General features: G+C 68.3%; 22 protein-coding genes and 1 pseudogene. 11 read left to right on the forward strand and 12 right to left on the reverse strand.

Translation table 11 applies throughout. The features are described 5' to 3' along the window. Positions 1-584: 584 nt before the first annotated feature. Both L324_RS40855 and L324_RS09200 read left to right on the forward strand, forming a co-directional pair. On the forward strand, positions 585-1,004 hold the full coding sequence (locus L324_RS40855) for a chromosome partitioning protein (RefSeq protein WP_152546754.1): 420 nt from the start codon (positions 585-587) through the stop codon (positions 1,002-1,004). 47 nt (positions 1,005-1,051) lie between these two features. Beyond that, on the forward strand, positions 1,052-3,274 hold the full coding sequence (locus L324_RS09200; protein WP_051173792.1) for a tetratricopeptide repeat protein: 2,223 nt from the start codon (positions 1,052-1,054) through the stop codon (positions 3,272-3,274). 104 nt (positions 3,275-3,378) lie between these two features. Here the strand turns inward: L324_RS09200 and L324_RS09205 are convergent, their stop codons facing one another. From L324_RS09205 to L324_RS09215, 3 genes are all read right to left on the reverse strand, one after another. Further along, positions 3,379-3,804 carry a GNAT family N-acetyltransferase gene (locus L324_RS09205; RefSeq protein ID WP_037305701.1) on the reverse strand — a complete coding sequence of 142 codons (426 nt, stop codon included), beginning with the start codon at positions 3,802-3,804 and terminating at the stop codon, positions 3,379-3,381. Between the two features lie 191 nt (positions 3,805-3,995). After that, positions 3,996-7,358, reverse strand: coding sequence for an error-prone DNA polymerase (locus tag L324_RS09210; RefSeq protein WP_051173793.1), 3,363 nt, complete (start codon positions 7,356-7,358; stop codon positions 3,996-3,998). 235 nt (positions 7,359-7,593) lie between these two features. After that, positions 7,594-8,439, reverse strand: a complete 846-nt coding sequence (locus L324_RS09215; RefSeq protein ID WP_037305702.1) for a helix-turn-helix domain-containing GNAT family N-acetyltransferase — start codon at positions 8,437-8,439, stop codon at positions 7,594-7,596. A 104-nt stretch (positions 8,440-8,543) separates the two neighbouring features. Here L324_RS09215 and L324_RS09220 point away from each other — a divergent pair, with 104 nt between their 5' ends. From L324_RS09220 to L324_RS09235, 4 genes are all read left to right on the forward strand, one after another. Further along, positions 8,544-9,872, forward strand: coding sequence for an FAD-dependent oxidoreductase (locus L324_RS09220; RefSeq protein WP_037305703.1), 1,329 nt, complete (start codon positions 8,544-8,546; stop codon positions 9,870-9,872). Between the two features lie 5 nt (positions 9,873-9,877). Further along, positions 9,878-11,104 (forward strand): MFS transporter, encoded by a 1,227-nt coding sequence (locus L324_RS09225; protein WP_235783470.1) that lies wholly within the window; start codon positions 9,878-9,880, stop codon positions 11,102-11,104. After that, on the forward strand, positions 11,101-12,189 hold the full coding sequence (locus L324_RS09230) for a flavin-containing monooxygenase (protein WP_037305704.1): 1,089 nt from the start codon (positions 11,101-11,103) through the stop codon (positions 12,187-12,189). The genes L324_RS09225 and L324_RS09230 overlap by 4 nt, the downstream gene beginning before the upstream one ends. A 64-nt stretch (positions 12,190-12,253) precedes the next feature. Next, positions 12,254-13,591, forward strand: coding sequence for a hypothetical protein (locus L324_RS09235; RefSeq protein WP_152546755.1), 1,338 nt, complete (start codon positions 12,254-12,256; stop codon positions 13,589-13,591). On the opposite strand, the gene L324_RS09240 is transcribed toward L324_RS09235, so the two are convergent. Beyond that, complete coding sequence (locus L324_RS09240) at positions 13,543-13,917, reverse strand: ArsR/SmtB family transcription factor (RefSeq protein ID WP_235783471.1); 375 nt, start codon at positions 13,915-13,917, stop codon at positions 13,543-13,545. The genes L324_RS09235 and L324_RS09240 overlap by 49 nt on opposite strands. A gap of 77 nt (positions 13,918-13,994) precedes the next feature. Between L324_RS09240 and L324_RS42710 the strand changes: the two genes are divergently transcribed. The 3 genes from L324_RS42710 to L324_RS09250 all read left to right on the forward strand — a co-directional run bounded on the left by L324_RS42710 (position 13,995) and on the right by L324_RS09250 (position 16,420). Further along, positions 13,995-14,144: a hypothetical protein gene (locus tag L324_RS42710; RefSeq protein WP_161780836.1), complete on the forward strand. Its 150-nt coding sequence runs from the start codon at positions 13,995-13,997 to the stop codon at positions 14,142-14,144. 101 nt (positions 14,145-14,245) lie between these two features. Continuing rightward, positions 14,246-15,592, forward strand: coding sequence for a M28 family peptidase (locus tag L324_RS09245; protein WP_201769644.1), 1,347 nt, complete (start codon positions 14,246-14,248; stop codon positions 15,590-15,592). A gap of 402 nt (positions 15,593-15,994) precedes the next feature. Beyond that, on the forward strand, positions 15,995-16,420 hold the full coding sequence (locus L324_RS09250) for a hypothetical protein (protein WP_037305705.1): 426 nt from the start codon (positions 15,995-15,997) through the stop codon (positions 16,418-16,420). A gap of 4 nt (positions 16,421-16,424) precedes the next feature. Here L324_RS09250 and L324_RS09255 read toward each other — a convergent pair whose 3' ends face one another. From L324_RS09255 to L324_RS43995, 5 genes and pseudogenes are all read right to left on the reverse strand, one after another. Next, the gene (locus L324_RS09255; protein ID WP_037305706.1) at positions 16,425-17,486 is read right to left on the reverse strand and encodes an ArsO family NAD(P)H-dependent flavin-containing monooxygenase; all 1,062 of its coding nucleotides are present in this window, start codon (positions 17,484-17,486) and stop codon (positions 16,425-16,427) included. Beyond that, positions 17,483-18,562: an ACR3 family arsenite efflux transporter gene (gene arsB / locus L324_RS09260; protein ID WP_037305707.1), complete on the reverse strand. Its 1,080-nt coding sequence runs from the start codon at positions 18,560-18,562 to the stop codon at positions 17,483-17,485. Before arsB ends, L324_RS09255 begins: the two co-directional genes overlap by 4 nt. Before the next feature lie 31 nt (positions 18,563-18,593). Further along, positions 18,594-18,998, reverse strand: coding sequence for an arsenate reductase ArsC (locus L324_RS09265; RefSeq protein ID WP_037305708.1), 405 nt, complete (start codon positions 18,996-18,998; stop codon positions 18,594-18,596). Between the two features lie 26 nt (positions 18,999-19,024). Then, positions 19,025-19,393: an arsenate-mycothiol transferase ArsC gene (locus L324_RS43285; protein ID WP_328286144.1), complete on the reverse strand. Its 369-nt coding sequence runs from the start codon at positions 19,391-19,393 to the stop codon at positions 19,025-19,027. A 109-nt stretch (positions 19,394-19,502) separates the two neighbouring features. After that, positions 19,503-19,664: pseudogene (locus L324_RS43995) on the reverse strand (three-helix bundle dimerization domain-containing protein); the annotation flags it as partial. 128 nt (positions 19,665-19,792) lie between these two features. Here L324_RS43995 and L324_RS09275 point away from each other — a divergent pair. Beyond that, positions 19,793-20,203: an ArsR/SmtB family transcription factor gene (locus L324_RS09275; RefSeq protein WP_063624579.1), complete on the forward strand. Its 411-nt coding sequence runs from the start codon at positions 19,793-19,795 to the stop codon at positions 20,201-20,203. A 137-nt stretch (positions 20,204-20,340) separates the two neighbouring features. Then, positions 20,341-21,630 carry a hypothetical protein gene (locus L324_RS09280; protein WP_037305710.1) on the forward strand — a complete coding sequence of 430 codons (1,290 nt, stop codon included), beginning with the start codon at positions 20,341-20,343 and terminating at the stop codon, positions 21,628-21,630. 356 nt (positions 21,631-21,986) lie between these two features. Here L324_RS09280 and L324_RS09285 read toward each other — a convergent pair whose 3' ends face one another. From L324_RS09285 to L324_RS09295, 3 genes are read right to left on the reverse strand one after another with little or no spacing between them, the layout of a single operon-like run. Then, a complete protein-coding gene (locus tag L324_RS09285; protein WP_037305711.1) occupies positions 21,987-22,367 on the reverse strand; it encodes a hypothetical protein in 381 nt (126 codons plus the stop codon). Then, on the reverse strand, positions 22,364-24,442 hold the full coding sequence (locus L324_RS09290) for a hypothetical protein (protein ID WP_037305712.1): 2,079 nt from the start codon (positions 24,440-24,442) through the stop codon (positions 22,364-22,366). The genes L324_RS09285 and L324_RS09290 overlap by 4 nt, the downstream gene beginning before the upstream one ends. Continuing rightward, positions 24,439-25,890, reverse strand: a complete 1,452-nt coding sequence (locus tag L324_RS09295) for a hypothetical protein (RefSeq protein ID WP_152546756.1) — start codon at positions 25,888-25,890, stop codon at positions 24,439-24,441. Before L324_RS09295 ends, L324_RS09290 begins: the two co-directional genes overlap by 4 nt. Positions 25,891-26,120 lie beyond the last annotated feature (230 nt).

A 26,120-nucleotide genomic window follows, 5' to 3' on the forward strand; every position in this document is an offset into this window, starting at 1 on the left:
CTTTCACCGAATCGTGCGACGCCCCTACGCGCCACCGAACATCCGCAGCCTAACCACACACCTAGCCACCGTCGCACTAGGACATCACCGTCGCAGAAGGCAAAGCCGGTCAACCGGTGAAACCGCGGTCCTCGCGTACCGATGATCCTGGACGTCCCGACTGCTGTGGCGGCAGACCTGAGCGGCTCGGGCATGCCGTGGTGGTAGGACGGACAGGTCCTGGGCTGTATGTCACCACCATTGTGTCCATCTGGACTCCGCGGGTACTACCTGGGCGTTACTGGCAATGTCTGCTATCACAACCGGCGGAATAGCTTCTTCCGACGCATCCGAGACGACGCGATCAGAGCAGGTCCTATGGCACCCGGTCGTCCTCCATTGCCCGCGAGGCGAGTGTGCCAGCGCTACTCGGCACCGTTTCGCGCTGAAAGGTGCTCAGTTCCGGAGCGGTGAGGTCGGCTCGGCGACGCCGGCCTCTGGTGTCGGGTGTTGCGTTTTGGAGTCGTTCAGCGACCTTCTGGGTTGACGTCGAGTTCATGGGAGAGGGGATTGACGGTATGGGTTTGGAAGTGGTGGTTGGATTCTTGATCGCATGGGCAGTCGGGAAGGTACGACGGGCGGGTCAGCAGCTGGACGGGGTCGCTGACCAGGTGGTAGACGCCTCGGCGGAGCGGCTCCGGGACGTCGTGCTGCGCAAGCTGGGTACCGATTCCGCGGTCGAGCGGCTTCAAGTGGAAGCCAGCCAGCCCGACGGGGTCAGCGACCGAACGCAGCAGTGGGTGACCCTGGCACTGGAGGAGGCGGTCGAGCAGGACACCGACTTCGCCGCTGAACTCAAGTCCGCGCTGGCGGAGGCGGAGAAGAACGGCGTAGTCGCTATGTCCGGCGGGACCGTGGTCAGCGGCCCGGTGACCGCCAGCGGGCACGGTATCGCGATCGGCGCTGTCGCGCGGGACGCAAACATTAAGCAGGCGCCGGACCCTCGCCAGCCGGACCGGGCATAGAGCACCCCGCCACCGGCACCACCTCCGCTCACCCCGAACCTCCGCGCGTGCACGCCACGCACGGAGGCGCCGCCCTCGGCATCGTTGGCCGAGACGCTTATTTCTACCCACCCGCCGTGACGGGCGCGGCCGCGGTCGTCACCACCATCACCGGCAGCACACAGAACGCGCGAGAGCTGTTCGTCGGCCGCGACGAGCAGATTACGCAGCTTCTAAACCTGCTCGCCCCCTCCGGGCGGTGGCCGGGAACTATCGCAGTCTCGGGGATGGGCGGGCTCGGCAAGACGGCGCTAGCCAGCCACACAGCGTCAGCCGCCGCAGATCGAGGCTGGTTTCCCGGCGGTGTGCTATTTGTGAACCTGCGCGGCTACGAGCTGGACGACCAGCAGGTCATGCCTGGGCGGGTGTTCGCCTCGATGCTCCGAATCCTCGACCCCGACGGCCAGGTCCCAGCCACGGTCGACGAGCAAGCAGCGGCCTACCACTTGGCCCTGAACCGGCTCGCGACGCAGGAACGACGCGTCCTGCTGGTTCTGGACAATGCCGCCGCCAGCACCCAGGTGACCGACCTGCTACCGCGGCAGGGCCCGCATCGAGCGCTCATTACCAGCCGCGACACCCTTGCGTTGCCCTCAGCGCGCCAGTTCGTTCTCGACGTCCTACGCGCCGACGATGCCCTGCGGCTGTTGGTCGGCGGCCTTGCTCGACGTTGTTACGACGACCGGCGAGCCGAGCTCGAACTGGATGCCGCGGAACGACTCGCGGTGACCGTCTGCGGTGCACTGCCACTGGCGGTAGAAATTACAACTGCGGTCTTGGCCGACGAACCCGGCCTCTCCATCGCCGACCTGATCGCCGAGCTCACCGCAGCAGATGGAAACGGAGTCCACCGACTCTCCGACGGCGAACGCATCGTCGCCACGGCCATCGACCAATCCTGGCACCGTCTACGGGCCCGACACACAGATGCCGCACAGTTGCTGCCACTCCTCACCATCAACCCGGGACCGGACTTTCACACCGATGCTGCCGCAGCACTCGCCGGACGGCCCGCGGCGATCACGGTGGCCTGGCTACGAACACTGCGGCACGCCAGTCTCCTACGCCGCACCGAAAACGGGCGGTGGACGATGCACGACCTGATCCGCAGCCACGCCCGCGAGCATCTCCACCACACCGACACCACGAACCAGAGCGCGGCAACCCATCGGCTCCTCGAACACTACGCAAACACCACCGCCGCAGCAGAAGATCACTTGCAAGGTCTACCGGGCCAACCCGTTCCAGAGCGATTCGCCGGACAAGTAGAAGCACTTGCATGGCTCAACGCCGAGCGAGCCAACCTCACGGCCGCAGTCGACCTCGCCCTCACCGCACACCAATTCGCCCTTACCACGCGGCTGGCCTCCTCCCTCGGCCCGTACCTAAACTGGCGACGCCATCTCAACGACTGGCTTATTACCAGCCAACACGCTCTCACCGCCGCACAGCACCTTGACGACCCCCAGGCACTCGGCATCGGCTGGAACGACCTTGGGAACGCTTTACAAGAGTTGCGGCGCTTCGACGACGCCATCACCGCACACCAAACAGCCCGCGACATCAGCCAGGAACTCGGCAACCGCCACCTCGAAGGTATGGCATGGGACGCGCTCGGCAGCGCATTAGGGAGCTCGCAGCGCTTCGATGACGCCATCACCGCGCACCAAACAGCCCGCGATATTTTCCAGAAACTGGGCAACCGTCACCGCGAGGGAATGGCTTGGAACAATCTCGGAAACGCATTGCAAGACCTAAAACGCTTCGACGACGCCATCACCGCACACCAAACAGCCCGCAACGTCTATCAGGAACTCGGCGACCGCCGTCGCGAAGCCTCCGCCTGGCACAACCTCGGCCTGGCCCTACATGAATTACGGCGCTTCGACGACGCCATCACCGCATACCAAACAGCCCGCGACATCAGCCAGGAACTCGGCAACCGCCACCTCGAAGGTATGGCATGGGACGCGCTCGGCCGCACACTGCGGAAACTTCGGCGCTTCGACGACGCCCTCACCGCACACCAAACAGCCCGCGACATCTACCAACAACTCAACGACCACCACGGCGAAGGAATGACGTGGAGAAATACCGCGATCACACTGCGGAACCTAGGACACATCGAGGAAGCAAAGGCCTCTGGAGCAGAAGCACTCCGCGCGTTTCGCATAGCGGGAGATTTACACGCCGAGAAATATGTGAAAAAGTGGCTGGATAAGCTGCACTAGCTTTCAAACAGCGGTTTAACCTACCAGAAATAGGGGACACTAGCGCAATGGTGGTACAGTCGTTATGGTCGCAGTTGACTCGGCACTGCGTCGGCTACGATGGATCACCACCATTTCTTCGTCCATCTCGACTCTGCGGGCACCACTCCTTGTTCGATCTGGTGTGTGCACGGGTGCGGGCTCTGGGGGCCGACTGCTCCCACCGTGGCCCAGAACGCGACGGTGACGGGGTCCTCGCCCAGGGGCAGCATCGTCCAGTGGTAGCGGGTCGCGCGTGCTCGGGCGGCTGCCACCAGTACCCGTCCGGCGCCTCGTCGCCGGTGTTTCTCCTCCACTCCGACACTGACCAGGATCGCGCGCCGATCATGGCCGCAGAGCGAGAATCGGATCTCGCCGAACGCGGTGTGTCCCAGTCGTAGTTGGATGGCGCCTATTCCGGCGGCTGTCGGCGGCCGGAGCAGGACGAGGCGGAGTCCGTACTCGTCAACCTGGTCTTCGGTGACCTGCCTGCTGGAGCGGGGGTCGATCATGGCCCATACTCCGGACGTCGCGGACAGGCCATGGCAGGCCTCGCACGTCCATTCTGGCGCCTGGTAGTCCTGCGACCAGCTTTGCCGAACCCCCGCGACGGCGAGGTCGTGGCCCCAGGGGCATCGTGTGGGTGAGCCCGTGCCGGGGCGGATGGGGACTTCCAAGGTGCGCCAGTGCCGGTTCGCGCCGGTCACCGGAAGTCCCGCGATTTGGCCGCCAGGTCCCGGAGATCCAGCGGTCGTACGTGATCGGCGACCAGGGTGGCGGTGTTCGCGGCTACCTGCGCGATGCCGCGGAACAGCAACGCGTTGCTGGCCTGCAATATCTTGCGGTAGTTGTGGAACATTCCCGGTGAGACGAGAATGTTCGCCATTCCGGTTTCGTCTTCCAGGTTGAAGAACGTGATGCCGCCGGCGGTGGCGGGGCGTTGCCGGTGGGTGACCGCTCCCCCGATCCACACGCGCGCTCCGTCCTCGGCCTGGGTGAGGGCTTGGGCGGTGATGGCGCCGTGGTCGGTGAGCCACTGGCGGAGGTATTCGACGGGGTGGGAGCCGGGTGAGATGCCGGTGGCCCAGAGGTCGGCGGCGGTGACCTCGATCCGGGTCATCCCCGGCAGCGCGGGTGCGTTTAGGCCGGGGGCGAGGCCGGGGAGGTGTTCGGGCCGGGTGGTGGCCGCGGCGCCGGCGGCCCAGAGCGCTTGGCGCCGCTGGGGGCCGAGGCTGGTGAACGCGCCGGCGGTGGCGAGGGCCTCGTGGGCGGGTTTCTTCAGCCGGACGCGTTCGGTCAGCTCCCCGATGCTGCTGTAGGGGCCGTTGGCTTGGCGTTCGGTGACGATCGCCTCGGCGGCGGTGTCGCCGACGTTCCTGATCGCGGCGAGGCCGAGTCGGATCGCGTGGCCGCCGGTGCTGTCGGGGTGGGGTTCGAGGGTGGCGTGGGTGAGGCTTGAGTTGATGTCGGGTTCGTGCACGATGACGCCGTGACGGCGGGCGTCGGCGACCAGCGATTGCGGGGAGTAGAACCCCATCGGCTGCGCCCGCAACAGGCCCGCGCAGAACGCCGCCGGGTAGTAGAACTTGAGATGCGCGGAGGCGTAGACGAGCAGGGCGAAGGACATGGAGTGGGCTTCGGGGAAGCCGTAGCCGGAGAACGCCGCGATCTGCTCGAACACTCCCACCGCGGTGTCGCGGTCGACGCCGTTCGCCGCGGCGCCCTCGAAGAACCGTTTCGCCAGCTTCCTCATCTTCGCACTGGACCGCTTGGAGCCCATCGCGCGGCGGAGCAGGTCCGCTTCGGCCGGGGTGAAGGAGGCGACGTCGACGGCCATCTGCATGACCTGCTCCTGAAACAACGGCACCCCGAGTGTCCTATCAAGACTCCGGGCAAGCAGAGGATGCTTGTGTTTCCAGGTTTCCTCGCCGCGGCGGCGGGCGATATACGGGTGCACGGAGCCGCCCTGGATGGGGCCGGGCCGGATCAACGCGACCTCGACGACGAGGTCGTAGAACTTCCTCGGCCGCAGCCGCGGCAGCGTCGCCAGCTGCGCCCGGGACTCCACTTGGAACACGCCGATCGCGTCCGCCGCGCACAGCATGTCGTAGACCTTCGGGTCGGCGAGATCCAACGTGCCGAGGTCGATCGTCTCGCCGTGGAATTCGGCGATGAGGTCGATCATGTAATGCAAGGCGGAGAGCATGCCGAGGCCGAGCAGGTCGAACTTCACCAGCCCGACGGCGGCGCAGTCGTCCTTGTCCCACTGCAACACCGACCGGCCGGGCATGCGGGCCCACTCGACCGGCACCACCTCCGACACCGGTTCCCTGGAGATCACCATGCCACCGGAGTGGATCCCCAGATGCCGGGGAAAGTCCTCGATCGCGTCGGCGAGTTCGAGGATCTCGGACGGGATCTCCCCCGCCGCCTCCTCGCCGGTTTTCCGCACACCGGCCCAGCGGTTGACGACCTTGCTGTAGGCGTCCTGCTGGCCGGGGCTGTAGCCGAGGGCTTTGGCGGCGTCCCGGATCGCCGACGGCGCCCGGTAGGTGATCACATTCGCCACCTGCGCGGCGTGCAGGCGGCCGTGTGTGTCGTAGACGTACTGGATCGCCTCTTCCCGGCGATCGGACTCGATGTCGATATCGATGTCCGGCGGCCCATCCCGTTCCGGCGCCAGGAACCGCTCAAACAGCAAGCCCCACTTCACCGGGTCGGCGTGACAGATCTCCAGCGCGTAGCAGACCGCGGAGTTCGCCGCCGAGCCCCGGCCCTGGCAGAGAATGTTGGCGTCGCGGCAGAACCGGACGATGTCCCACACCACCAGGAAATACCCCGGAAACCCCAGCTTCTCAATCACGTCCAGCTCGTGTTCCAGCTGGGCGTAGGCCTTCGGATAGTCGTCGCGGTGCCCGTAGCGTTTCGCCGCACCCGCCCACGTCAGCTCCCGCAGGAACGACATCTCGTCATGCCCCGCCGGCACCGGGAACGGCGGCAGATCCGGCGCGACCAGCGAGAGGTCGAAGGCGCACTCCACACCGAGCAGGGCCGCGCGGGTCACCGCGCCGGGATACCGCGCGAAGAACTCCGCCTGCTCGGCGCCGGACCGCACGAACGCCATGTGCGCGGCCGGGAGCCAGCCCTCCATGTCCTCCAGCGACCGGCGGGCCCGGACAGCGGCCACCGCGTCACCCAGCGGACCGCGCCCGGGGTGGGCGTAATGGACGTTGTTCGTCGCCACCGTCACCACCCCCGCCGCCTCCGCCATCGACGCCAACGTGTCGTTGAACGTCGAATCCAGCGGCAGGGAGTGGTCGATCAGCTCCACCGCCACGTTGTCCCGGCCGAACCGGTCCACCAGGGACACCAGCTCCGACATCGCCCCGACCTTGTCCCCCGCCGCCAGGGCGCGGCGGATCCGGCCCTTACGGCAGCCGGTCAGCACCAGCACATGCCCCGCCAGATCGTCGACCAGCGCGGTCTCGTCGTAGACCGGGCGGCCTTTCTCCCCGCCGGCCAGCTGCGCCCGCGAGATCACCCGGCACAACCGGCGATAGCCCTCCAGACCACGGGCCAGTACCAGCAGGTGCGCGCCACCCGGATCCGCCACCCCGTTCTGCGGCGCGGGCAGATCCAGCGACAGCTCCGCGCCGAACCCGACCCGCACACCCAGCTCGCGGGCCGCCTCGTTGAACCTCACCGCCCCGTACATCCCGTCGTGATCAGTCAGGAAGATCGCGTCCAGGCCCTGGCGGGCGGCCTCCTCGACCAGCTCTTCCGGGTGGCTGGCGCCGTCGAGGAAGCTGAAGTTCGAATGCGCGTGCAACTCCGCATACGGAACCCGCGGCACCGCCCCGCCATCGTCATCGCCTTCACGGACCCGCAGATCCACCGGCGCCCCAACATAGCCCTCCCGCTTACGTGACCAGGCGGGCGAATCATTCCCGTCCCCTTGGACGCGCGGCTGGCCGGAGGCCACACGGGCGATCTCCGACCACGGGACAGCAGGATTGTTGAATTGGAGAGACGGTTCGCGACTGACCGTTGACCGCTTGTGTTCCACTGTGGACGCCGTCCTGCCCGTGACTATCGCCGTGGGGAGACAGCGTTCGTTTCAAACGAGTCGAACTATAGTTCGAATCTGCCAGCGGAGCCAGGTGACCCTTGCAACAGTCAGATCTCCGCCAAAGCCGCTGCTAGAGCAGCAGTCGCGGGCAGCAGCCTGTCTATCACCTAGGCGACCCAGTAAACGTCTTGAGTGGAGCTTGCGTCGCGACGTGCCAGATGGACACCTTGACTTAGCCGACCGGGCTGCGGCGTTCGAGGAAGACGGTGTCGTGCCAGACGCCGTCGCGTTGGGCGATGCGTTCGCGGATGCCGACGGTGCGGTAGCCGGCGGAGTGGTGCAGGGCGATGCCGGCGCGGTTGTCGGTGAAGATCGACGTCTGGAGGGTCCAGATTCCGGCCGTGTCGGCTTCGGTGACCTGCTTGAAGAGCAGCGCTTTTCCGACACCTCGGCCGCGTTGGGTTTCGGTGACGTAGACGGAGGATTCGGCGACGCCCTGGTAGCAGTCGCGCTCCGAGACCGGGGTCAAGGCGGTCCAGCCGACGATGTCGCCGTCGATCTCGGCGACCCAGCGGTGGCTGGGCAGCCATTTCGCGTCCAGGGCCGCGCGGGCGGGGACGCTGGTGTCGAAGGTGGCGAGCCCAGTGGCGATTCCTTCGCCGTAGATCCGGCGCACCGATTTCCAGTCGCCGTCGGCCAAGGGGCGGACGGAGACGTCGTCGGGCAGGTTGTCCGGGCAGCACGGGCGCGGGGCGAGCAAGCCCATGACCGCGTCGGCCGCGTGCGGAAGTCCGCTGCAGCAGGCCTGGTTGATCGTCACGACCGTCGCGGTGCCCTCTTTACGCAGGTGAACGAAACCCACATCGGCCAGTTTCCGGACGTGGTGCGAGCAGGTGGACTGGCTGGTCCCGAGGATCTCGGTGAGCGCACCCACGGTCAGGCCGCGGGGCGCGGTCGCGACCGCGTGCAGCAGTTTGACCCGCATCGGCTCGGCCAGGCAGGCGAACCACCCGGCGTAGGTCGCGGCTTCGCGCTCGGGCAGGAGTCCGGCGAGGGGAACGGGCACCACCGTGGTCATGCCACCCAGTATCGACCAGAATCGATGGTTGCGTCAATCGACTCTCGTCGATACAGTCCCTCGCATCGACTCAATCGAGATGGATCGATGAAGGGTGTATGGGGATGAACGAGCTGCCTGTCGTGGTGATCGGGGCCGGGCCGGTGGGGCTGGCGGCCGCCGCGGAGTTGGTGGAGCGGGGTGTCGAGCCGCTGGTGCTGGAGCGCGGCGCGCAGGCCGGCGCGGATGTGGCGGCGTGGAATCACGTGCGGTTGTTCTCGCCGTGGTCCGAACTCGTCGCCCCGGCGGCCGGACGGCTGCTGGAGACGACCGGCTGGACCCAGCCCGACGTCGCGGCGTACCCGACGGGCTCGGACTGGGCCAACCGGTATCTGCGACCGTTGGCGGCGGCGCTCGGTGACCGGGTCCGCTTCCACGCCGAGGTGATCGGCATCGCCCGCCGGGGACGCGACCGGGTCGTGGACAGCGGCCGCGACGACGAGCCGTTCACCGTGCACGTCCACGCCGCCGACGGCGCGGAGGAGCGGATCGCGGCGCGGGCCGTGATCGACGCGTCCGGCACGTGGTCGACGCCCAACCCGCTCGGCGGTGAAGGTCTCCCCGCCGTCGGTGAGCGCGCGGCGGCAAAGCGGATCGCTTACCGGGTCCCGAATCTGGGCGACGAAACCGGGCGAGCGCGGTACGCGGGCAAACACGTGGTGGTCGCAGGCAGCGGACATTCGGCACTGACCGCACTGGTCGCCTTGTCCGGCCTGGCGAAGGACGGCACGCGGATCAGCTGGGTGCTGCGCCGGGGCGCGGTCGGCAACACCTTCGGCGGGGGTGAGGCCGATCAGCTTCCCGCGCGGGGCGCGCTGGGCCTGCGCGCCCGGGAAGCGGTGGAATCCGGGCTGATCACGGTGGTGACCGGATTCCGCACCGAGGCGGTCGAACGCGACACCGCGGGACGGCTGACCCTCGTCTCCTCCGGCGGACAGCGGATCGAGCAGGTCGACGAGGTCGTGACCCTGTCCGGATTCCGGCCCGATCTCACCTGGCTGTCGGAGATCCGGCTGGAGCTGGATCCGACACTGCAGGCACCGCTCGCGCTCGCGCCGCTGATCGACCCGAACGTCCACTCCTGCGGAACCGTGTATCCGCACGGCGCCAAGGAACTCGCGCATCCGGAGAAGGACTTCTACCTGGCCGGAATGAAAAGCTACGGCCGGGCACCGACGTTCCTCGCCATGACCGGCTACGAACAGGTCCGTAGCATCGCCGCCCAGCTCGCCGGTGACCACGAAGCGGCCGGGCGAGTCGAGCTGCGGATGGCCGAGACCGGAGTCTGCGGCGGGGCCGGCCTGTTCGACGAACCGGACGACGCACCGGCCGCCAGTGGCTGCTGCGCCACCTCGGCGCCGGAAGTCCTCACGCTGTCCGCGCCGTCGCGCTGACCGCCGTGCCGATCGCGACCGCCGCGGCGTCGCCCGGGCTGACCACCTCCGGGTTACGCCGCGTGCTGTCCGTCCTCTGCGTCACCGAGATCACCAGCTGGGGCATCCTCTTCTACGCCTTCCCTGTGCTGGCACCAGAAATCAGCCAGACCACGGGCTGGTCGACGGCATGGGTGGTCGCGGCGTTCTCGGCCGGTCAGGTCGTCGCCGCGCTGACCGGGATCCCGGTCGGGCGGTGGCTCGACCGCAGAGGTCCCCGCTCGGTGATGACGGCCGGATCGGCAGTGGCGGTGCCCGCGGTCGTGGCCGTCGCACTGGCGCAGAACCTGGTGTGGTTCACCGTGGCGTGGCTGCTGGCCGGGGTCGCGATGGGCGCGGTGCTGTACCCACCCGCGTTCGCCGCCCTGACCCGCTGGTACGGGCCGCGGCGCGTGTTCGCGCTGACCGTGCTCACCCTCGCCGCGGGCCTGGCGAGCACGGTGTTCGCGCCACTGACCGCACTACTCACCGCACACCTGGACTGGCGGGACACCTACCTCGTTCTCGCCGCTGTGCTGGCCGTCGTCACCATCCCGGCGCACCTGTGGGGCTTACGGGGACCGTGGCCGGCCGCCGAGCCGCCGCCCGGCACCCAACCGGAGCACAGCGACCCGGCACGGATCGCGAGGAGCATCTCGTTCCGGGGCTTGGTGATCGCGTTCAGCCTGGCGGCGTTCGCCGTCTACGCCGGGGTGATCAACCTCGTGCCGCTGCTCACCGAACGCGGCGTCAGCGGCACGACAGCGGCGATCGCGCTCGGTCTCGGCGGCGCCGGGCAAGTGCTGGGACGCCTCGGCTACACCACGCTGACCCGGTTGACCACGGTTCGAACCCGGACGGCGATCGTGTTCGGCGCCGCCGCTGTGACCACGGCCGTGCTCGGTCTGATCACCACCACGGCCGGTCTGATCGTCGCCGCGATCGTGGCGGGGATGGCGCGCGGGGTGTTCACGCTCCTGCAGGCCACCGCGGTGGCCGACCGGTGGGGCGCCACACATTACGGGCGCCTCAACGCGCTGCTGCAAGCGCCGCTGACCATCACCGTCGCGCTCGCTCCCTGGGCCGGGGCGGCGATCGCGAGCGGCCTCGGCGGATACTCGCCGACCTTCCTCGTGCTCGCCGCGGTCACCGTGGCCGCCGCGGTCCTCACTCTCGCGAGCACACCCCGACTTCTTCCTGGGAGGACTTCATGAACGACCACGACGCGATCATCGTCGGCGGAGGCCAGGCCGGTCTCGCCGCCGCCCACGCCCTGCGCAGCAGAGGCCTGCGCCCGGTGATCCTCGAGGCCGGGGCCGAACCTGTCGGGTCCTGGCCCCGCTACTACGACTCGCTGACCCTCTTCTCCCCCGCCCGCTACAGCAGGCTCCCCGGCCTGGCCTTCCCCGGCGATCCCGAGCGCTACCCGCACCGCGACGACGTCGTGGACTATCTGCGCCGCTACGCCTCCTGTCTGGACACCGACATCCGTACCGGCTACCACGTCGACGCTGTCACCCACGACGACGGCGTCTTCACCGTGCACACCGCCGGAGAAACCGCGCTCACCGCGCCGATCCTCGTCGCCGCGTCCGGAGGCTTCTCCCAGCCGTTCCGCCCCGAACTGCCCGGCATGGACACCTTCACCGGAATTCTTTTGCACAGCAGCGAGTACCACGGCCCGGGATCCTTCTCCGGGCAGCGCGTGGTCGTCGTCGGCGCGGGCAACTCCGCCGTCCAGATCGCCACCGAACTCGCCGCCCACGCCCGCGTCACTCTCGCCACCCGCGCACCGGTGAAGTTCGCGCCGCAGCGTCCGTTCGGGAAGGACGTGCATTTCTGGTCCGCCGCCGTCGGGTTCGACCATCTGCCGATCGGGCACCTGCTGAAGAAGCCCCTCACCTCACCGGTCAACGACCCCGGCATCTACAAAGCCGCGATCCGTCAAGGACGACCGGACCAGCGCCGCCTGTTCACCACCATCGACGGCGACACCGTGGTCTGGCCGGACGGGACACGCGAACACGTCGACACCATCCTGCTCGCCACCGGCTTCCGCCCCGGACTGTCCTACCTGGACGGGCTCGGCGCACTCGCACCGGATGACCGGCCGCTGCATGACCGCGGCCTGTCCAACACCCACCCGGGACTGGCCTACGTCGGCCTGGAATGGCAACGCAGCTTCGCCTCCGCCACCCTGCGCGGCGTCGGCCGCGACGCCCACTACGTGACCAAACGCCTTCTGCCCGCCGACTCCTCATCGAAGACGAAGTGCTGCCAACCCGCATCGGCGCGGTGACACATCTGGCACCCAGGGATCGCACATGATGCGATCCTGGGCGTCAAGGACAGGAGGCCGATCCGTGGGTTGTGAGCCACTCATCCTGGTGATCGAGACCGCGGCGGGGACCGTGATCCGGCGTATCCCGGACGCCTCCCCGCTGCCGGACGCCGCAACCCAGGGATACGCGGCCGAGGACGCCGTCCGGGACGCCGCCGCGACATGGGGTTTGCCGGACTTCGTGTTCCCGCCCGAGCAGCAACGCACAGGCTCGGGAACACGCGAACTCGGCGACGGGCTGCTCCTGGTCGGCGGCCACGCTGCGGTCGTCCAGTCCAAGAGCCGGGTCGGCCCCACCGACAAACGGGAGCGTGAACTGTCCTGGCTGAACAAGAACGTGACGAAAGCGCTCAGCCAGGGCAGCGGAACCGTGCGGCGCCTCAAGCTCGCCGCCGCGGCGATGACCAACGCGCGCGGGCGGACCATCCAAGTGGCAGGCGAGGACTACGAGTGGCTGACGGTCGTGGTGATCGACCACGCGGATCCTCCTCGCGGTTACCTGCCTCCCCCGGCACCGACCGACGTCCCGGCGATCGTGATCCTCCGCCGGGACTGGGAGTTCCTGTTCGATCACCTGCGCTCCACCCGCGCGGTGCTGGCCTACCTCATGCGCGCGGCCGGCGGCGACGCCGTCGAACTCGGCGACGAGCCACGCCGCTACCACGAATACACCCTCGCCGACATCGAAGCCATTCCCGGGGCCGTGGATCCGGAGGTGGCCTCGCTGCTGGACGCGAAACCGTGGGAGACGCTCTCCGTCGCCCGGGCACCGCTGCATCCCGCCGGACACGACGAACAGGCGCCGCACGTCATGCTCCGCATGATCATGGAGGACGTGGCGGAGACCCCGATTCCGGAAGGACGCGACGCGGATCTGCTGCTCATGCTCGCCGCCCTGGACGGCTTGCCGGTCGAGCACCGGACCGAACTCGGCCGCACCCTGATCAGGTTCATCGAGTCCGCGGCCCAGCACACCAAGCCCGGCACCCTCATCCACAGCCGCACGGTCGTCCCGTCCCCTGGCGACTTCACTCCCCTGCAGTTCGTGGTCGCCTCACGCCTCTCCGAGGAGGCGCGCGATGCCCTGCTGATCCGGCTGCAGGTCCTGCACCACGACTACAGCACCGCCATCGGCGACTGGGAGCACTGCACGCTCGGCGTCATGCTCACCCCCTCCACCGCGCCCGGACGGCTGTGGGACACCAGCACCACAGCGCTCTGGGGAGACCAAGAACTGGCGCCCGAGGTGATCGAGGAGGCGCGAGCCCTCATCAACGAAGCCGCATCACGCGCGGCGTCCGCGAACGAGGATCACGATCCCGGGACAAGCCCGGGCGCGGACAGCAACCCCGACAGCTGACTCAGCGTCTCGGTGCGCGACCAGTAGTACACCCAAGTCCCTCGGCGTTCGCTGCCGACCAGACCCGCCTCGCGCAAGACCTTCAAGTGATGGGAGATCGTCGGCCCGGTCAGGTCGAACGCCGCGGTCAGATCACACACGCAGCTCTCCCCCTGCGCGGAGGTGATCAGCGACAGCAACCGCAGCCGCACGGGGTCACCGAGCGCCTTGAACGCCTTCGCCAGATCCACCGACTGCTCCGCCGTCAACGGCTCGGCCACCAGCGGCGCACAACAGCCCTGCTCGACCACCGGCAACAGCTTCAGATCCGACTCTGACTTCGACACCTGTCTATATTGACATCCATCTAAGCCGGGGGCAAACTGACACCACTGTTTCGATACGCGTCTAGATAGAGGTTCCGATGATCAAGCTCCTCCGTCGCCTGTTCACCAGCACGCCGACCGTCGACTACTGCGACTCGTGCGTCCAGGTGTGCACCGGCCAGTGCCGCGCCGACACCCTGCTCGACACCGCTCGCGACCGGGCCCTGCAGCTGTCCTCGCGCTTCTGAATCCCTCCAACGACAAGGAGTTCTGCGATGAGCAACGAAACTGTCGGCGGTTTCGCCGGCAACCCGGCCGAAGCCTTCACCCCGCCGGCCTCGAGCGGCTGTTGCGGCACCACCCCCGTCAGCCCGGCAACGGCCACGAGCACCTGCTGCGGAACCACCGAGGCCGCGACCGCGGCAGGATCGTGCTGCGACCCGGCCGCGAAGGCAGACACCGTGGCCAGCGGCGCCGGTTGCTGTTCATGACCCCGACGGTGTCCGGCCCGCGGTTGAAGGCGACGGTCGCCGCGTTGGCCGACGACCGGTTCGCGGGCCGTCGGGTGGGAACGCCCGGCGGCCATGCGGCCGGTCTCTGGCTCGCGGGACAGCTGCGGGCGATCGGCGCGTCGGTCACCACCGACGAGTTTCCCGTGGCCGATGTGCGGGAGCTGTACCGCACACCCGAGTTCTCCTGGAGCGCGGGATCGACGCATCAGCGAGAGGTGCACCGCCGAGACTTCGCCGAGCACCTTGTCTCGGCGGACTTGCCCACGCGCCGTACGGGCGAGCTCGCGTTCGCCGATTCCGATGAGTGGCGGGATAAATGGGTACTCGCGCCGGAACTGGGGGTTGCGGCGCGGGCACGGCTTGAGGGTGCGGCGGGGTTGCTGGTGGCTCGCGGGACCGACACCGCGGGCTGGATGCCGAAGATGATCGCCGGGCCGCCGGTGGGCGCTCTTCCCGTCATCGCCGTGCGAACCGGTCTCCACGACGAGATGGCCCGTGTGGGAGCGGGCACGGTGACTGCCTCGATACCGATACGAGCTGTCGAGGTGATCGGTTCGAACGTGCACGGCGTGTGCCGCGAACCCGCCGCCGGGTCGCCGGGTGTGCTGCTGACCGCGCACTTCGATGGCGTGGGCGACGACCCGCAGCAGCGGTTGCCCGCCGCCGCGGACAACGCCTCCGGGGTCGCCGTCGTCCTCGAAGCCACGCGCGTGCTCGTGCCACTGCTGCCGGACCACATCGGGCTGGCGGTGAGCCTGCTCGACGGTGAGGAAGCCGGGGCGCGCGGGGCCGCGCACCACGCACCCGGCGTCCGGCCCGGCACGTACGTGATCAATGTCGACGGCGCCGCACAGCTCGGAGACGGCGCCGCGGTCGAAGCGGGCGGTCCCGCGCACGACCTGCTGGCCGCGCTCGACCAGGCAGGCCGGGAAACCGGAGTGCCCTTGCGAGCAGGGGCGATGCCCTCGGACAACCGCCGCTACGCCGCCGCCGGGCTGCCCGCGATCGGGATCGGCATGGGAATGCCCGGCTACCAGACCCCGGCCGAGACGGTGGACCGAGTCGAAACCGAGACGCTGCTCGCGGCGACCCGGCTCGTCGTGGAGACCGTGCTCCGACTGGCGATCCACCCACGAGGGTCAACCGCGTTGCCTCACACGGACGAATTACAACGCAAGGGGTGAGAGTCCCGCCGTCCGCCGGACCGGAACAGCCGAGTGACCAGCGGCGATCATGTTCCTAGCGTGGAGGAGGTGGCAGGCTACCGAAGACTTCCCCGCAACCAGTACGAGTGTTCGTCCTGCGGGAAGGCCCACGTGTACGGATCCCAGCGCGGCGAAGAATGCCGGCGATCAGCGCACGGTTCGTCGTCCCGGTCCACGTCGGGGCGGGCCCCGGTCCACCGGCCGAGCTGGACATCGCCACCCGCAGCGATCCGGCACACGCCGCCGAGAACTTCGCCGCGTCCCGCGCCAGCGCCTCAGCCGCCCCGAGTCGTCGCGCCGAAGCCAGCCCCGAAGATCGAGCGCCGCCGGCGCGCCAGAGCAGAGCTGGGCCGCTTCCGGGCGCACATCGCTGACGACGTCGTGACCTACGCGTTCGATCAGGACGGCTTCTACGTCCGGGTCGCCGACCGCACGCTCGACAACCTCCCGTGGCTCTACAAGACCCGCCGCAAAGGCCACTTCCTCTGCCTCCGCCTCACCGAACTGGCGACAAGTCTCGACCCGGGCACCTACGCCAAACTCACCCAGACCCCGATCCGCGATGGGGTCCTCCGGCTGCGGTTTCCACGGTTCCTCGCCGACGTGCTGAGCTCGACGGCCGTGTTCGGGGTCAAGCAGATCCTCGGCGCACTCCCATACGACCACCTGGCTACGACGCTGAAAGTGATGATTCCCTTGGTGTGCCCCGATCTCGCTGTCTGCCCGGCACGCGCGGAGGTGCTCAAGACCTACGCCTCACCTGCACTGGCCGACCAGCTGAAGACGATCGCCGCAGGCGCCGGCTGAGCGGTCATCCCCCGTCGTTGTCCAGTGTGGCCTTGATGTCGGCGACCGCGGCCCGCGCGGTCATCCCGACGCCGATCAGCGTGGCCGACGCCGGACCAGTCCAATCGCCATAACCGAGAAAGTGCAGGCGGGGCTCTGCCACGGCACGCGTGCCCTCGGTGGGGATGCGGCCGCGAGTGGTCCGCAGCCGCAGTGGGGCGAGGTGGCCTAGTGCGGGGCGGAAGCCGGTGCACCAGATGATCACATCGGCGTGTTGCCGGGTGCCGTCAGTCCACACAGGACCATCGTCGTCGAGCCGCGCGAACATCCCGCGTGGCCGCAGCAGCCCGGCGCCGCGGGCTTCGCGGACGGGCGGGACGGCGACGATGTCGCCCAGCCCGGCGACCCCACCGGTGTCGGTCTGCCCCGTCTCAAGGGCTTGGCGGCGGCGGGTGGCGACGTCGAAGAGGGCCTTGCCGTCGATGTGATCGGGCAGGTAGCGCGGCGGGCGGCGGGTGACCCAGGTCAGGTTCGCCGTGCCGGCGAGGTCGGCGGCGATCTGCGCGCCGGAGTTCCCGCCGCCGACCACCACGACGTCCTGGCCCGCGAACTCCTCCGGTCCGCGATAGTCGACGGTGTGCAGCTGGCGACCGGTGAACCCGCCGGGCATGAGCGGCAGGAATGGCCGCCACCAGGTTCCGGTAGCGCTAATGACCGCCTCAGCGCTCCACTCCCCCGTATCGGTACTCACCGTGAATCGAGCGCCGTCACGGAACACGTCGGTCACCGTCTCCGCGCGGCGGATCGGGAGTTCGTAGCGCTTTTCGTACGCGGCGAGGTACTCGACGACATGCTCGGCGGTCGGATATCCAGGCCCGGGGTAGGGCGGCATCGGCCATCCCGGCAGGGAACTGTGTCGTGGCGGGGAGAACAGGCGCAGGGAGTCCCAGCCGTGGAGCCAGGCGCCGCCCGGCTGGGCCTGGGCGTCGAGGATGACGAAGTCCAGACCGGCGCGGCGCAGGTAATAGCCCGCGGCGAGACCGGCCTGGCCGCCGCCGATGACCACCACCTGCGCGGAACCGCTCATGCGGAGGGAGCCTTGGCGGTCCACCGTTTCCGCAGCCACAGGCTGACGTAGACCAGCGCGACCAGCACGGGTACTTCGATCAGTGGCCCGACAACTCCGGCAAGCGCCTGCCCGGAGGTGACGCCGAAGACGCCGATGGCGACGGCGATCGCGAGTTCGAAGTTGTTGCCCGCCGCGGTGAAAGCCAGCGTCGTGGTGCGCTCGTAGGAGAGCCCGGAGGCCTTGCCCAGCAGGTAGCCGCCGATCCACATGATCGCGAAGTACACCAGCAGCGGCAGCGCGATGCGGGCGACGTCGAGCGGGCGGGAGGTGATGTTGTCGCCCTGCAGGGCGAAGAGGATCACGATGGTGAACAGCAGGCCGTAGAGTGCGATCGGGCCGATCTTCGGTAGGAACGTGCCCTCGTACCAGTCGCGGCCCTTGCTCCGCTCCCCGATACGCCGCGAGAGGTATCCGGCGGCGAGTGGGATGCCGAGGAAGATGATGACGCTGAGCGCGATCTCCCAGGGCGAGAAGTCGATGCTGGTGGTGTCGAGGCCGAGCCAGCCGGGAAGCAGGTCGAGGTAGAACCAGCCGAGTACACCGAACATGATCACCTGGAACACGGAGTTCAGCGCGACCAGTACCGCCGCGGCCTCGCGGTCACCGCAGGCGAGGTCGTTCCAGATGATTACCATCGCGATGCACCGGGCGAGGCCGACGATGACCAGCCCGGTCCGGTACTCGGGAAGGTCCGGCAGCATCAGCCAGGCGAGCGCGAACATCAGTGCCGGGCCCAGAATCCAGTTGAGCACCAGGGAAAGCACCATCGTGCGCTTGTCGCTGGTGACGGTGTCGAGCTTGTCGTAGCGGACCTTCGCCAGGACCGGGTACATCATCAGCAGCAGCCCGAGCGCGATCGGCAGCGACACCTGCCCGATCTTCACCGCGTCCAGCACACCCTGCAGGCCGGGGATCACGCTGCCCAGCAGGAGCCCCGCTCCCATGGCCACGATGATCCAGACCGGCAGGAACCGGTCCAGAAAGGACAGTTTGTGCAGGACGTCGGTGTCGGCCTTGTCGGCGGTTCGAGTCACAGGGCTGGTCTCCAGAGGTCGGAAGCGAGGGTCAGGCGTCGAGGATTTCGGCGACCAGGCCACGGACGCGGCGATCGATCTCGTCGCGGATCGGCCGCACCGCCTCCACGCCCTGGCCCGCCGGGTCCTCCAGCGGCCAATCGAGATACCGCTTGCCGGGGAACACCGGGCACGTGTCGCCGCAGCCCATGGTGATCACCACATCGGAGGCCTCGACGTCCTCGGTCGACAGCTTGCTCGGCACCTCGGCGGTGATGTCCAGATCCCATTCGGCGAGCGCGGCCGCGGCGGCCGGGTTCACCCTCTCCGCGGGCTCGGACCCCGCGGACCGCACCGCGATCCGGCCGAGCGAATAGTGCTGCAAAAGCGCGGCGGCCATCTGCGACCGGCCCGCGTTGTGGACACAGACGAACAGCACTTCAGGCGTGCGGGTCATGCCCGTTTCCTTTCCTCTGAGAGATGTCAGTCGATGAGCTCGTCAAGCAGGTGCCGGACGCGACGGCCGATGTCGTCGCGAATCCCCCGGACCACGCTCAGCGGCTGCCCCATCGGGTCGGGCACGTCCCAGTCCAGATACCGCTTGCCCGGGTAGACCGTGCAGGCGTCCCCGCAGCCCATCGTGACCACGACGTCGGCCGCGCGGACCACCTCGTCGGTCAGCGGCTTCGGGAAGGCGCCCGCGAGCTGGACGTCCAGCTCGCCCAGCGCCTCGGTAATCACCAGCGGGATCTCGCCCTGGGGCTGCGATCCGGCAGAGCGGACCATGACATGCCCGAACGCGTGGTGGTTGAGCAGTGCCGCGGCCAGCTGGGAACGGCCGACGTTGTGCACACACGAACAGCACCTGCGGCGCGGTCACCATCGTGAGCCCGTCGACCTTGGCCAGGTCCACCAGACGCTGCCGGGCGAACCGGGCGGTCAGCGTCGGCAGGTAGGTCTTGACCGTCGCCGAGCGAACCAGCAGCCGATAGGTCTCCTCCACGAACGTCTCGACCGTCTCCCGGCCGAACGTGCCACGGAACCGGTCGGCCAGCTCGTCGGCGATCCGGTCGAGCTGGTCCAGCACCTCACGACCGGGCAAACCCTCGGTGGCATGGGTCATGACATCTCCCTCGGAGCACAGCTAGCTGGATCGAAGTCTGCCGATGCAATTGAAGAGCTTGGATCGAGCTTTGTCAATTCAGCAGGTATGATGGTCCAGGACAGCGCCCATGAACGGAGGAGGGACGCGTGGCGAGCGAGAACGGCCGCACCAGGAAACCGGTCCCGGTGACACTCCTGATGGCCGAACCCGCCGCGGTCGTCGCACCGGACGACGCCGACACGGCCGCGAAGCTTTTCAAAGCCCTGTCGGACCCGGTGCGGATCCGCCTGCTGTCCCTCGTGCGCTACTCCCCCGGCGGCGAAGCGTGCTTCTGCGACCTGGCAGAAGAATTCGACATGCCCCAGCCGTCGCTCAGCCACCACCTGCGCGTCCTGGTCTCCGCCGGCATCCTCGAACGAGAACGCCGCGGAACCTGGAGCTGGTACTCAATCGTCCCCGAACCTCTCGAAACCCTGGAAACCCTGCTCCGCTCCGGCGGCCCACTCGCCGACCGCCCCGCGCGCCTGTCAGACGCCGAACGCGACACGAGGTGCTGAGCCGCTAGCGGTCACCCTTCACCAGCACGGCTTAGAGCCGTACGGCCTGGGCGTGCCACAGCGGCTCGCGCCGCCGACGATGTCAGTCACTCGAACGGGACCTATCTGAGCCGGCCGTTTCCCTTACTCTTCGAGGGATGGATGCCTTGACCGCTGCGGAGGAGCGGGTTCGCGAGGCGTTCGCCCACGGCACCCGTGTCGAGTTCGGCCATGACGACCCAGCCGGTGGCGCACACTGGGGACAAGAGCGCACAGTCCGCGCGAAGGTTCTTCGGGACATTCTCCTCGGCTCCGGATCCGGCCCCAGCAGAGCTGCGCTCCGCCTCGCCGGTGCCCGCATCACGGGCGAACTCGACATGCGCAACGCCGCGATCCAGTGCCCGGTGGTGCTCTACGGCTGCTACTTCGCCAAGGCGCCGAACTTCTACGCGGCCCAGACCCGGCAGCTGGCGTTCACGAAGTCCGTGCTGCCGGGGTTGATCGCCACGGAGCTTCGCACCTCGGGCGCGCTGCAGTTGTCGATGTGCCAGATCAGCGGCACGGTCCGCTTGGTCAACGCTGACCTCGGCGCGCTGGCTGTGGACGGGGCCGTCATCACCGTCGACGGCGAGGCCGTGCAGCTCAATCCGGCCCGGATCACCAGCGACCTGACGGCGAGCGGCTTACAGGTCAGCGGTGAGTTGCGGCTCGACGGTCTGCGCGTCGACGGGGTGCTGAACCTCGAGAAGTCCTCATTGCACCGTCCTGCTGGGACTGCGCTGCGCGCCACCGGGTGCCGCGCCGCGGAGCTGCGGCTGGCCGGAGCCGCCGCGGTCGAGGGCGAGGTTGATCTGCGTCGCGCGCACTTCGAGGCGGTCGACGCCGCACCCGGCGTCTGGCCCGGCGCCGTCCGTCTCGACGGCTTCACCTACGACGCCCTGACACCGCGGCTGCCCTCGAAAGACCGCCTGAAGCTCCTCGCTCGCGACGTGGATGGCTACGTTCCGCACGCTTATGAACAGCTCGCCGCCACGTATGCGCGTCTCGGTGACGACCGTTCCGCGCGCGACGTGCGGCTCGCGAAACAGCGCCGCCATCGCGCGACCCTGCCCGGGTACGCGCGGGTCTGGGGCTACGCGCAGGACGTCACGGTCGGGTACGGCTACCGGCCGATGCGGGCTGCCGCGTGGCTCGCTGCGTTGCTCCTGCTGGGCGTTGCCGTGTTCGGCCTGCACCAGCCGCCGCCCATCGACGCGGCGAAGGCACCTGGGTACAACCCCGTGTTCTATCCGCTGGACCTTCTGGTTCCGATCGTCGACTTCGGGCAAGCGAAGGCGTTCGCGCCGCAGGGGTGGTATCAGTGGCTGTCGTACGTGTTGGTCGCGGCGGGCTGGCTTTTGGCGACCACAATGATCGCCGGCGTGACACGCACGATCAACCGCACGTAGACGTTGCCGCCTCACACGCATTGCTCGGCGCGTTGTTCCCGCGGAGTAGCCGACTGGGGTCAACGTCGCACCCGGGTGGACGACGCGACGTCGGCTCAATGTGGAAGGATTTATCGGCTTCCTGGGTTTGAAATCTTGTGCTGATCACCGTTAATCGACGCAGGCAGTGAGTGCGCGACACGAGAGAGTGAGCAAGCGAGTCGGGGCTCGCCCCGCGCCGACTCGTCGAATCTCGTACGGTTTCCTAGTCCAGCGCCAAGGCGACACTGGCGTCTGCGGAAACTTCACCCGCTGACCCACGCAACGTCGCGAACCCGTGCCTGGACGGCCACGACAACACCGCCCAAGGGCAGGCGTCAGGCGCGTGGGCGGACACGGTGAACCGACAGTGCGGCGTGAAGCTCATTCCTGAGTCGCTCGTTGACCAACGCGAGATGCTGGATCTGAGCACAAGCCACGTCCAGTTGTGCGCGCAGGTCGAGGATCTCGCGCCGCAGCCGGAGTATCTCGCTGCTGCGGTCATCGGTGTGGGACGGACGAGCCGGAGTGCTCGATGTCGGCAGTCCGGTAACGAGGTCGTCGACGATGGCTGGGAAGTGCCGCCGGAAGGTCGTGTTGGACAGCCCGACCGCCCGTGCGAGGGCAAGCACGCTCACCCGCGTGCCGGGTTCGGCGCGCAAGGTGCCGAGGCGCGCGAGGACCTCCTCCGTGCTGGGCAGGTCAATGTGACGGCTCATGTGTCCTCCAGCGGGGGCTGGCCGAGAAGGCGGGCGATTCCGTCTCGCCGCCGTTCGAGCCGGTCGAGCAGCAACGGTGGAAGAACTCCCCGGCGCAGTTCGGTCTTTAGCCGGATGATCTCGTCATCGAGGGCGCGGGCGTTGTCACGGGTGACAGCGACATTGGCGCATTCGAGGGGTTGGCACCGGCCGAGTTTCGGCTGTGTCGGCTCATCCGCAGCAAGTTTCGTGCCCTGCAAGCACCGGGCAGTGCCGGGGGTGAATACGCAAGTGCTGTAGGTACCGGGGTACACCTGTGGGTCGTGGCGTGCCAAGAACCGGTGGGCACGGGCCCGGTCGGTCACCACGTGACCGGGAAAGCCCTGGGCATGTGCGAAGTCAGCGAGCCGGTCACGTGCTTCCCTGGCAGCGGGCCCGCCAAGGATCTCATGGTCGTAGCCAGTGGCAAGATCCATGAGCTGTTCGCCACGCGCGAGTGCCTGTTCCGTCTCGACCTCGGCACGGAATCCCGCCCGGGAAGTTCCGGCGTAGCCTTCGAACATCTGGATGCCGTGGTGCTGGTACTGGATGGCACCGGCGATGGAACCTCCGGGGCGACGGGCGATGAACCAGGCCAGCGTTCGGCGGAACTGGCTGCCCCGTATACGGAACACCCTGCCGCCGACAGCGGGGATCGCGTCGTCGCGGCCGTGAGCGGCGCAGTAGGAGCTGATCCATGCGACGAGTTCGTTGATTGAGGCGTTGCTGGTGGAGGTCGTGATGACCTCGGCCGGCCCCGTACGCGCCCGGTTGCGTGGCGCGGAGAACAGCATGTCCTCATCGGAGGGCAGCAGCCGCTCAAGCACGGCCACCGCCCGAGCGGCGGATGCACCCACCACCCAGGTCGCCAGTTCGCCAGCGGGGTCGGCGGCGCGCTTGAAGGTGCGACTGGCAACCTTCCACCGGTACGGGCGTCCATCAGCGTCGGCGGACACGGTGACCGCACCACGCCTGAGATGTTTGATCTCCGAATCGCGCATCCCCGAAAGGAACGCGATCACCACGTGGCAGGCGGCCCTCAGCTGCCGGATCAGGATGTCGGCTGACAAGAACGGGTGCAATGTCGCGATCCCGTCGGCCCACCGTCTGCCGTCCAGCTGCCCGGAACACTCACGGACAAGCCAGGTGTGCGAGGTGAGCCCGACCTGGCCGGCGGTAGCGTGGATCATCGCCATCCAGCCTGGATTGTTGCGTAGCCGGGTCGGGCCCGCGGCGATCTGCGTGGCGATGTAGCGCGTGTTGGGCAGCCCGTTGCGCCCGGGCAGTGGCGTGCCGGTGTCGACCTGCGCGCGCAGGTACTGTGCCAGCCGGTCTTCGACAACAGCGGCCGAGGTGCGGTCGTGGTGGGCCGATGCGCTGTTCTCGTACACATCACGGGCGTACGCGGCAGTAAGGATGTCGTCGGCGAAGTCGTCGACGAACCGCAGGCACCAGCGCAGCAACGGCGCAAGGACCACTTCCGGAATCCGGTCGGTGCTGTTCTCGCCTGACGTTCGTAGGGTGGCGTACCAGCCGGATACGTAGCGAGGGTCGATCGTCAGTGCGTCGCTGAGCTTGCTGCGGTAGCGCCACAGCAACCCGACCGAGGTGTGGGCGCAGCCGCGCACGGGTACGGACATGCCGGATTCAGTCAGACTGTGGTCGTAGCGCACCAAGTCCTCAGCTGTCAACGTCCTCAGTGGACGCGCACTTCCTGGGATGTCGTCTGCACTGAGCCAGGTAAGGAACCTTTTCAACCTGTGGAAGTGCGAGCGGATTGTCGTGACGGCCTGCGGTTGCTCACCTGTTGGCGGCTCTCCGGAGAGCAGTTCACGGACAAGCTGCTTCACGAGACTCCGGTAGGCGTCGGGGATCTGTCCAAAGTTCAGGCGGAGGCTCTTGACGTGGCTTTGCAGGACCGCCGGTGTCAGATCCCAGACCACGTCGTCGACACGCGCGGTCGTCTCCAAGGTCACGCCGGGCCGGAGCGTGCGTCCACACAGGACGAATACGTTTCCAGCGCCGAAGGGTTCGGCGAGGTTTTCGGCGATGGTCACGGTATCTCCCAGGGCGCTTCGGCTAGATCCAGCGGAACCGGGCCATCGGAATGGGCCTCGGCGTGCTGCAGCTGCGCTGGAGTGAATTTCGGGAGGATGTCGTGCTGGATCGCGACCCAGGCCGGGCCGTAGCGCGCCCACCAGTCGTCCTCGGCGAGCTGGCCTCGTCGGTCGGTTAGCGCGTGGTTGAGCGTGAGCAGGGCGGGAAGATGGGTATCGGTGATCAGGCAGTTGCCGCACTGGAAGCAGTCCAGCAAGCTCGGCGTGCGGCACGTCCTCCCGGTCGATGGCCGCTTCTGCAGGTCCCGGCAGGCAGACCACGGGCCCGCCGAGGCCTCGGCGGGAACCTCGCTGACAACGGCCAGGTGTTCGCCGGTGTCGCCCTGCCTCCTGCGGTAGCCGGCCAGCGCTGCGGCTTCGGCGGCGCCGAGACCGTCGGCGGTGACCTGCTCGGCCCACTCGAGCGTGGAGGGGTCACCGCGGAGGTAGTTCGTGAAAAGGACCGGGACGGTGTTCGACCGGGCGGCGGTCGGCAGGTGACCGCCCACGGCGCGAGTGCGGCGTACCTCGACGCTGGTCCGCACCCGCCGCAGATCCACCGCCAGCGCCCTTGGCTGTCTCCCGGGTGCGGGATCGGCACAGAGGCCGCGCCGGGCAGCCCAGGCTGTCGGCGACGGAGCCGAGCTGAGTCGCGCGGCGAACGGTGCCTGGAACTCTGATGCGGTCTGTCTGGCTGTGCGCCGCACGGCCGGCCGCCAGATCACCCAGAACTGGCAGTGCCCGCTCAACGCGCGGGCACGCGACATCAGCCGATGAAGAAGCAGATACAGGCCGCCGGGCGTGTGCAGAGCACGGTGCCGAGGACCGATGTCCCAGGTGACCGTGTCGAACCAACCTCGCGCGCCACGGCGGCGTTTGACCACGCGCGCCTCGATGGCCCGGTCACCGAGGCGCCGGTGCTCTGTAGGCAGTTCCTTGATGGTTTCGACGTTCCGGCCGCTCACAGCGACCACCAGCACCAGCAGCGGAGACAGGTCGGCCCAGGTGAGGAACAGGTGGCCGGCGAGGTCGGTTCGCTGGGCGGGAGTCAGCGGCTGGCCGTCCAGGGTTGTCGGCACCGTCGCGGTGTCGGCGATGCTGGCCAGTGCCATGGCGAGCCCGCGGTCGTCACCCTCGATCTCATCCGGGCTATCACGCCACCGGGCCAGAAGGTGTTCTCCGCGCTCGATCCGATGCTGGATCGCTGTGGCGTCGGCGCGCGCGGCCGCAACGAGTCGGGTGAACTCGCCCTCAGAGTAGCCGGGAAGCGCGGCACGGCGCGTATGCACAGCCCTCGTCGATAGCACGTCGGACACACCGCCCCGCAGCCGCGAACCCTCCGGCAGCCGCCGCAGCAAGCGCCGTAGTTCTGCCATTTCCGCTTGCGTGTTCGCCGCCGAGAGCGTCATGGACCGATGCTGTCGATACCGGCGCAGCTGTTGCACCGTCAGTGAGCCTGGGGCCGCAGGAGCGGAATGAAGCCCGCTCAGGTATCGCAGCAACCTCGCGCCGACGATCCACGCGCTGTTCGCCGATTCCCTGGTCCGCAGGCCGCCCGCCGGTCCGATACGTGCGGACAGCGCCTCAGCAAGCGGTCGATGCCATCCCGGGAGCGGCAACCCAGAGAAGTCCCATGTCC

This window comes from Amycolatopsis orientalis DSM 40040 = KCTC 9412 (assembly GCF_000478275.1).
In the GTDB taxonomy this organism is placed as follows: domain Bacteria; phylum Actinomycetota; class Actinomycetes; order Mycobacteriales; family Pseudonocardiaceae; genus Amycolatopsis; species Amycolatopsis orientalis.

Excerpts from the sequence above, each read along its gene's own strand:
- L324_RS09205 (WP_037305701.1), bottom strand. The coding sequence starts at position 3,804 with ATGATCGACCCCCGCTCCAGCAGGCAGGTCACCGAAGACCAGGTTGAC.
- L324_RS09215 (WP_037305702.1), bottom strand. The coding sequence starts at position 8,439 with ATGACCACGGTGGTGCCCGTTCCCCTCGCCGGACTCCTGCCCGAGCGC.
- L324_RS09220 (WP_037305703.1), top strand. The coding sequence starts at position 8,544 with ATGAACGAGCTGCCTGTCGTGGTGATCGGGGCCGGGCCGGTGGGGCTG.
- L324_RS09230 (WP_037305704.1), top strand. The coding sequence starts at position 11,101 with ATGAACGACCACGACGCGATCATCGTCGGCGGAGGCCAGGCCGGTCTC.
- L324_RS42710 (WP_161780836.1), top strand. The coding sequence starts at position 13,995 with ATGATCAAGCTCCTCCGTCGCCTGTTCACCAGCACGCCGACCGTCGAC.
- L324_RS09255 (WP_037305706.1), bottom strand. The coding sequence starts at position 17,486 with ATGAGCGGTTCCGCGCAGGTGGTGGTCATCGGCGGCGGCCAGGCCGGT.
- L324_RS09265 (WP_037305708.1), bottom strand. The coding sequence starts at position 18,998 with ATGACCCGCACGCCTGAAGTGCTGTTCGTCTGTGTCCACAACGCGGGC.
- L324_RS09280 (WP_037305710.1), top strand. The coding sequence starts at position 20,341 with ATGGATGCCTTGACCGCTGCGGAGGAGCGGGTTCGCGAGGCGTTCGCC.
- L324_RS09285 (WP_037305711.1), bottom strand. The coding sequence starts at position 22,367 with ATGAGCCGTCACATTGACCTGCCCAGCACGGAGGAGGTCCTCGCGCGC.
- L324_RS09295 (WP_152546756.1), bottom strand. The coding sequence starts at position 25,890 with ATGACGCTCTCGGCGGCGAACACGCAAGCGGAAATGGCAGAACTACGG.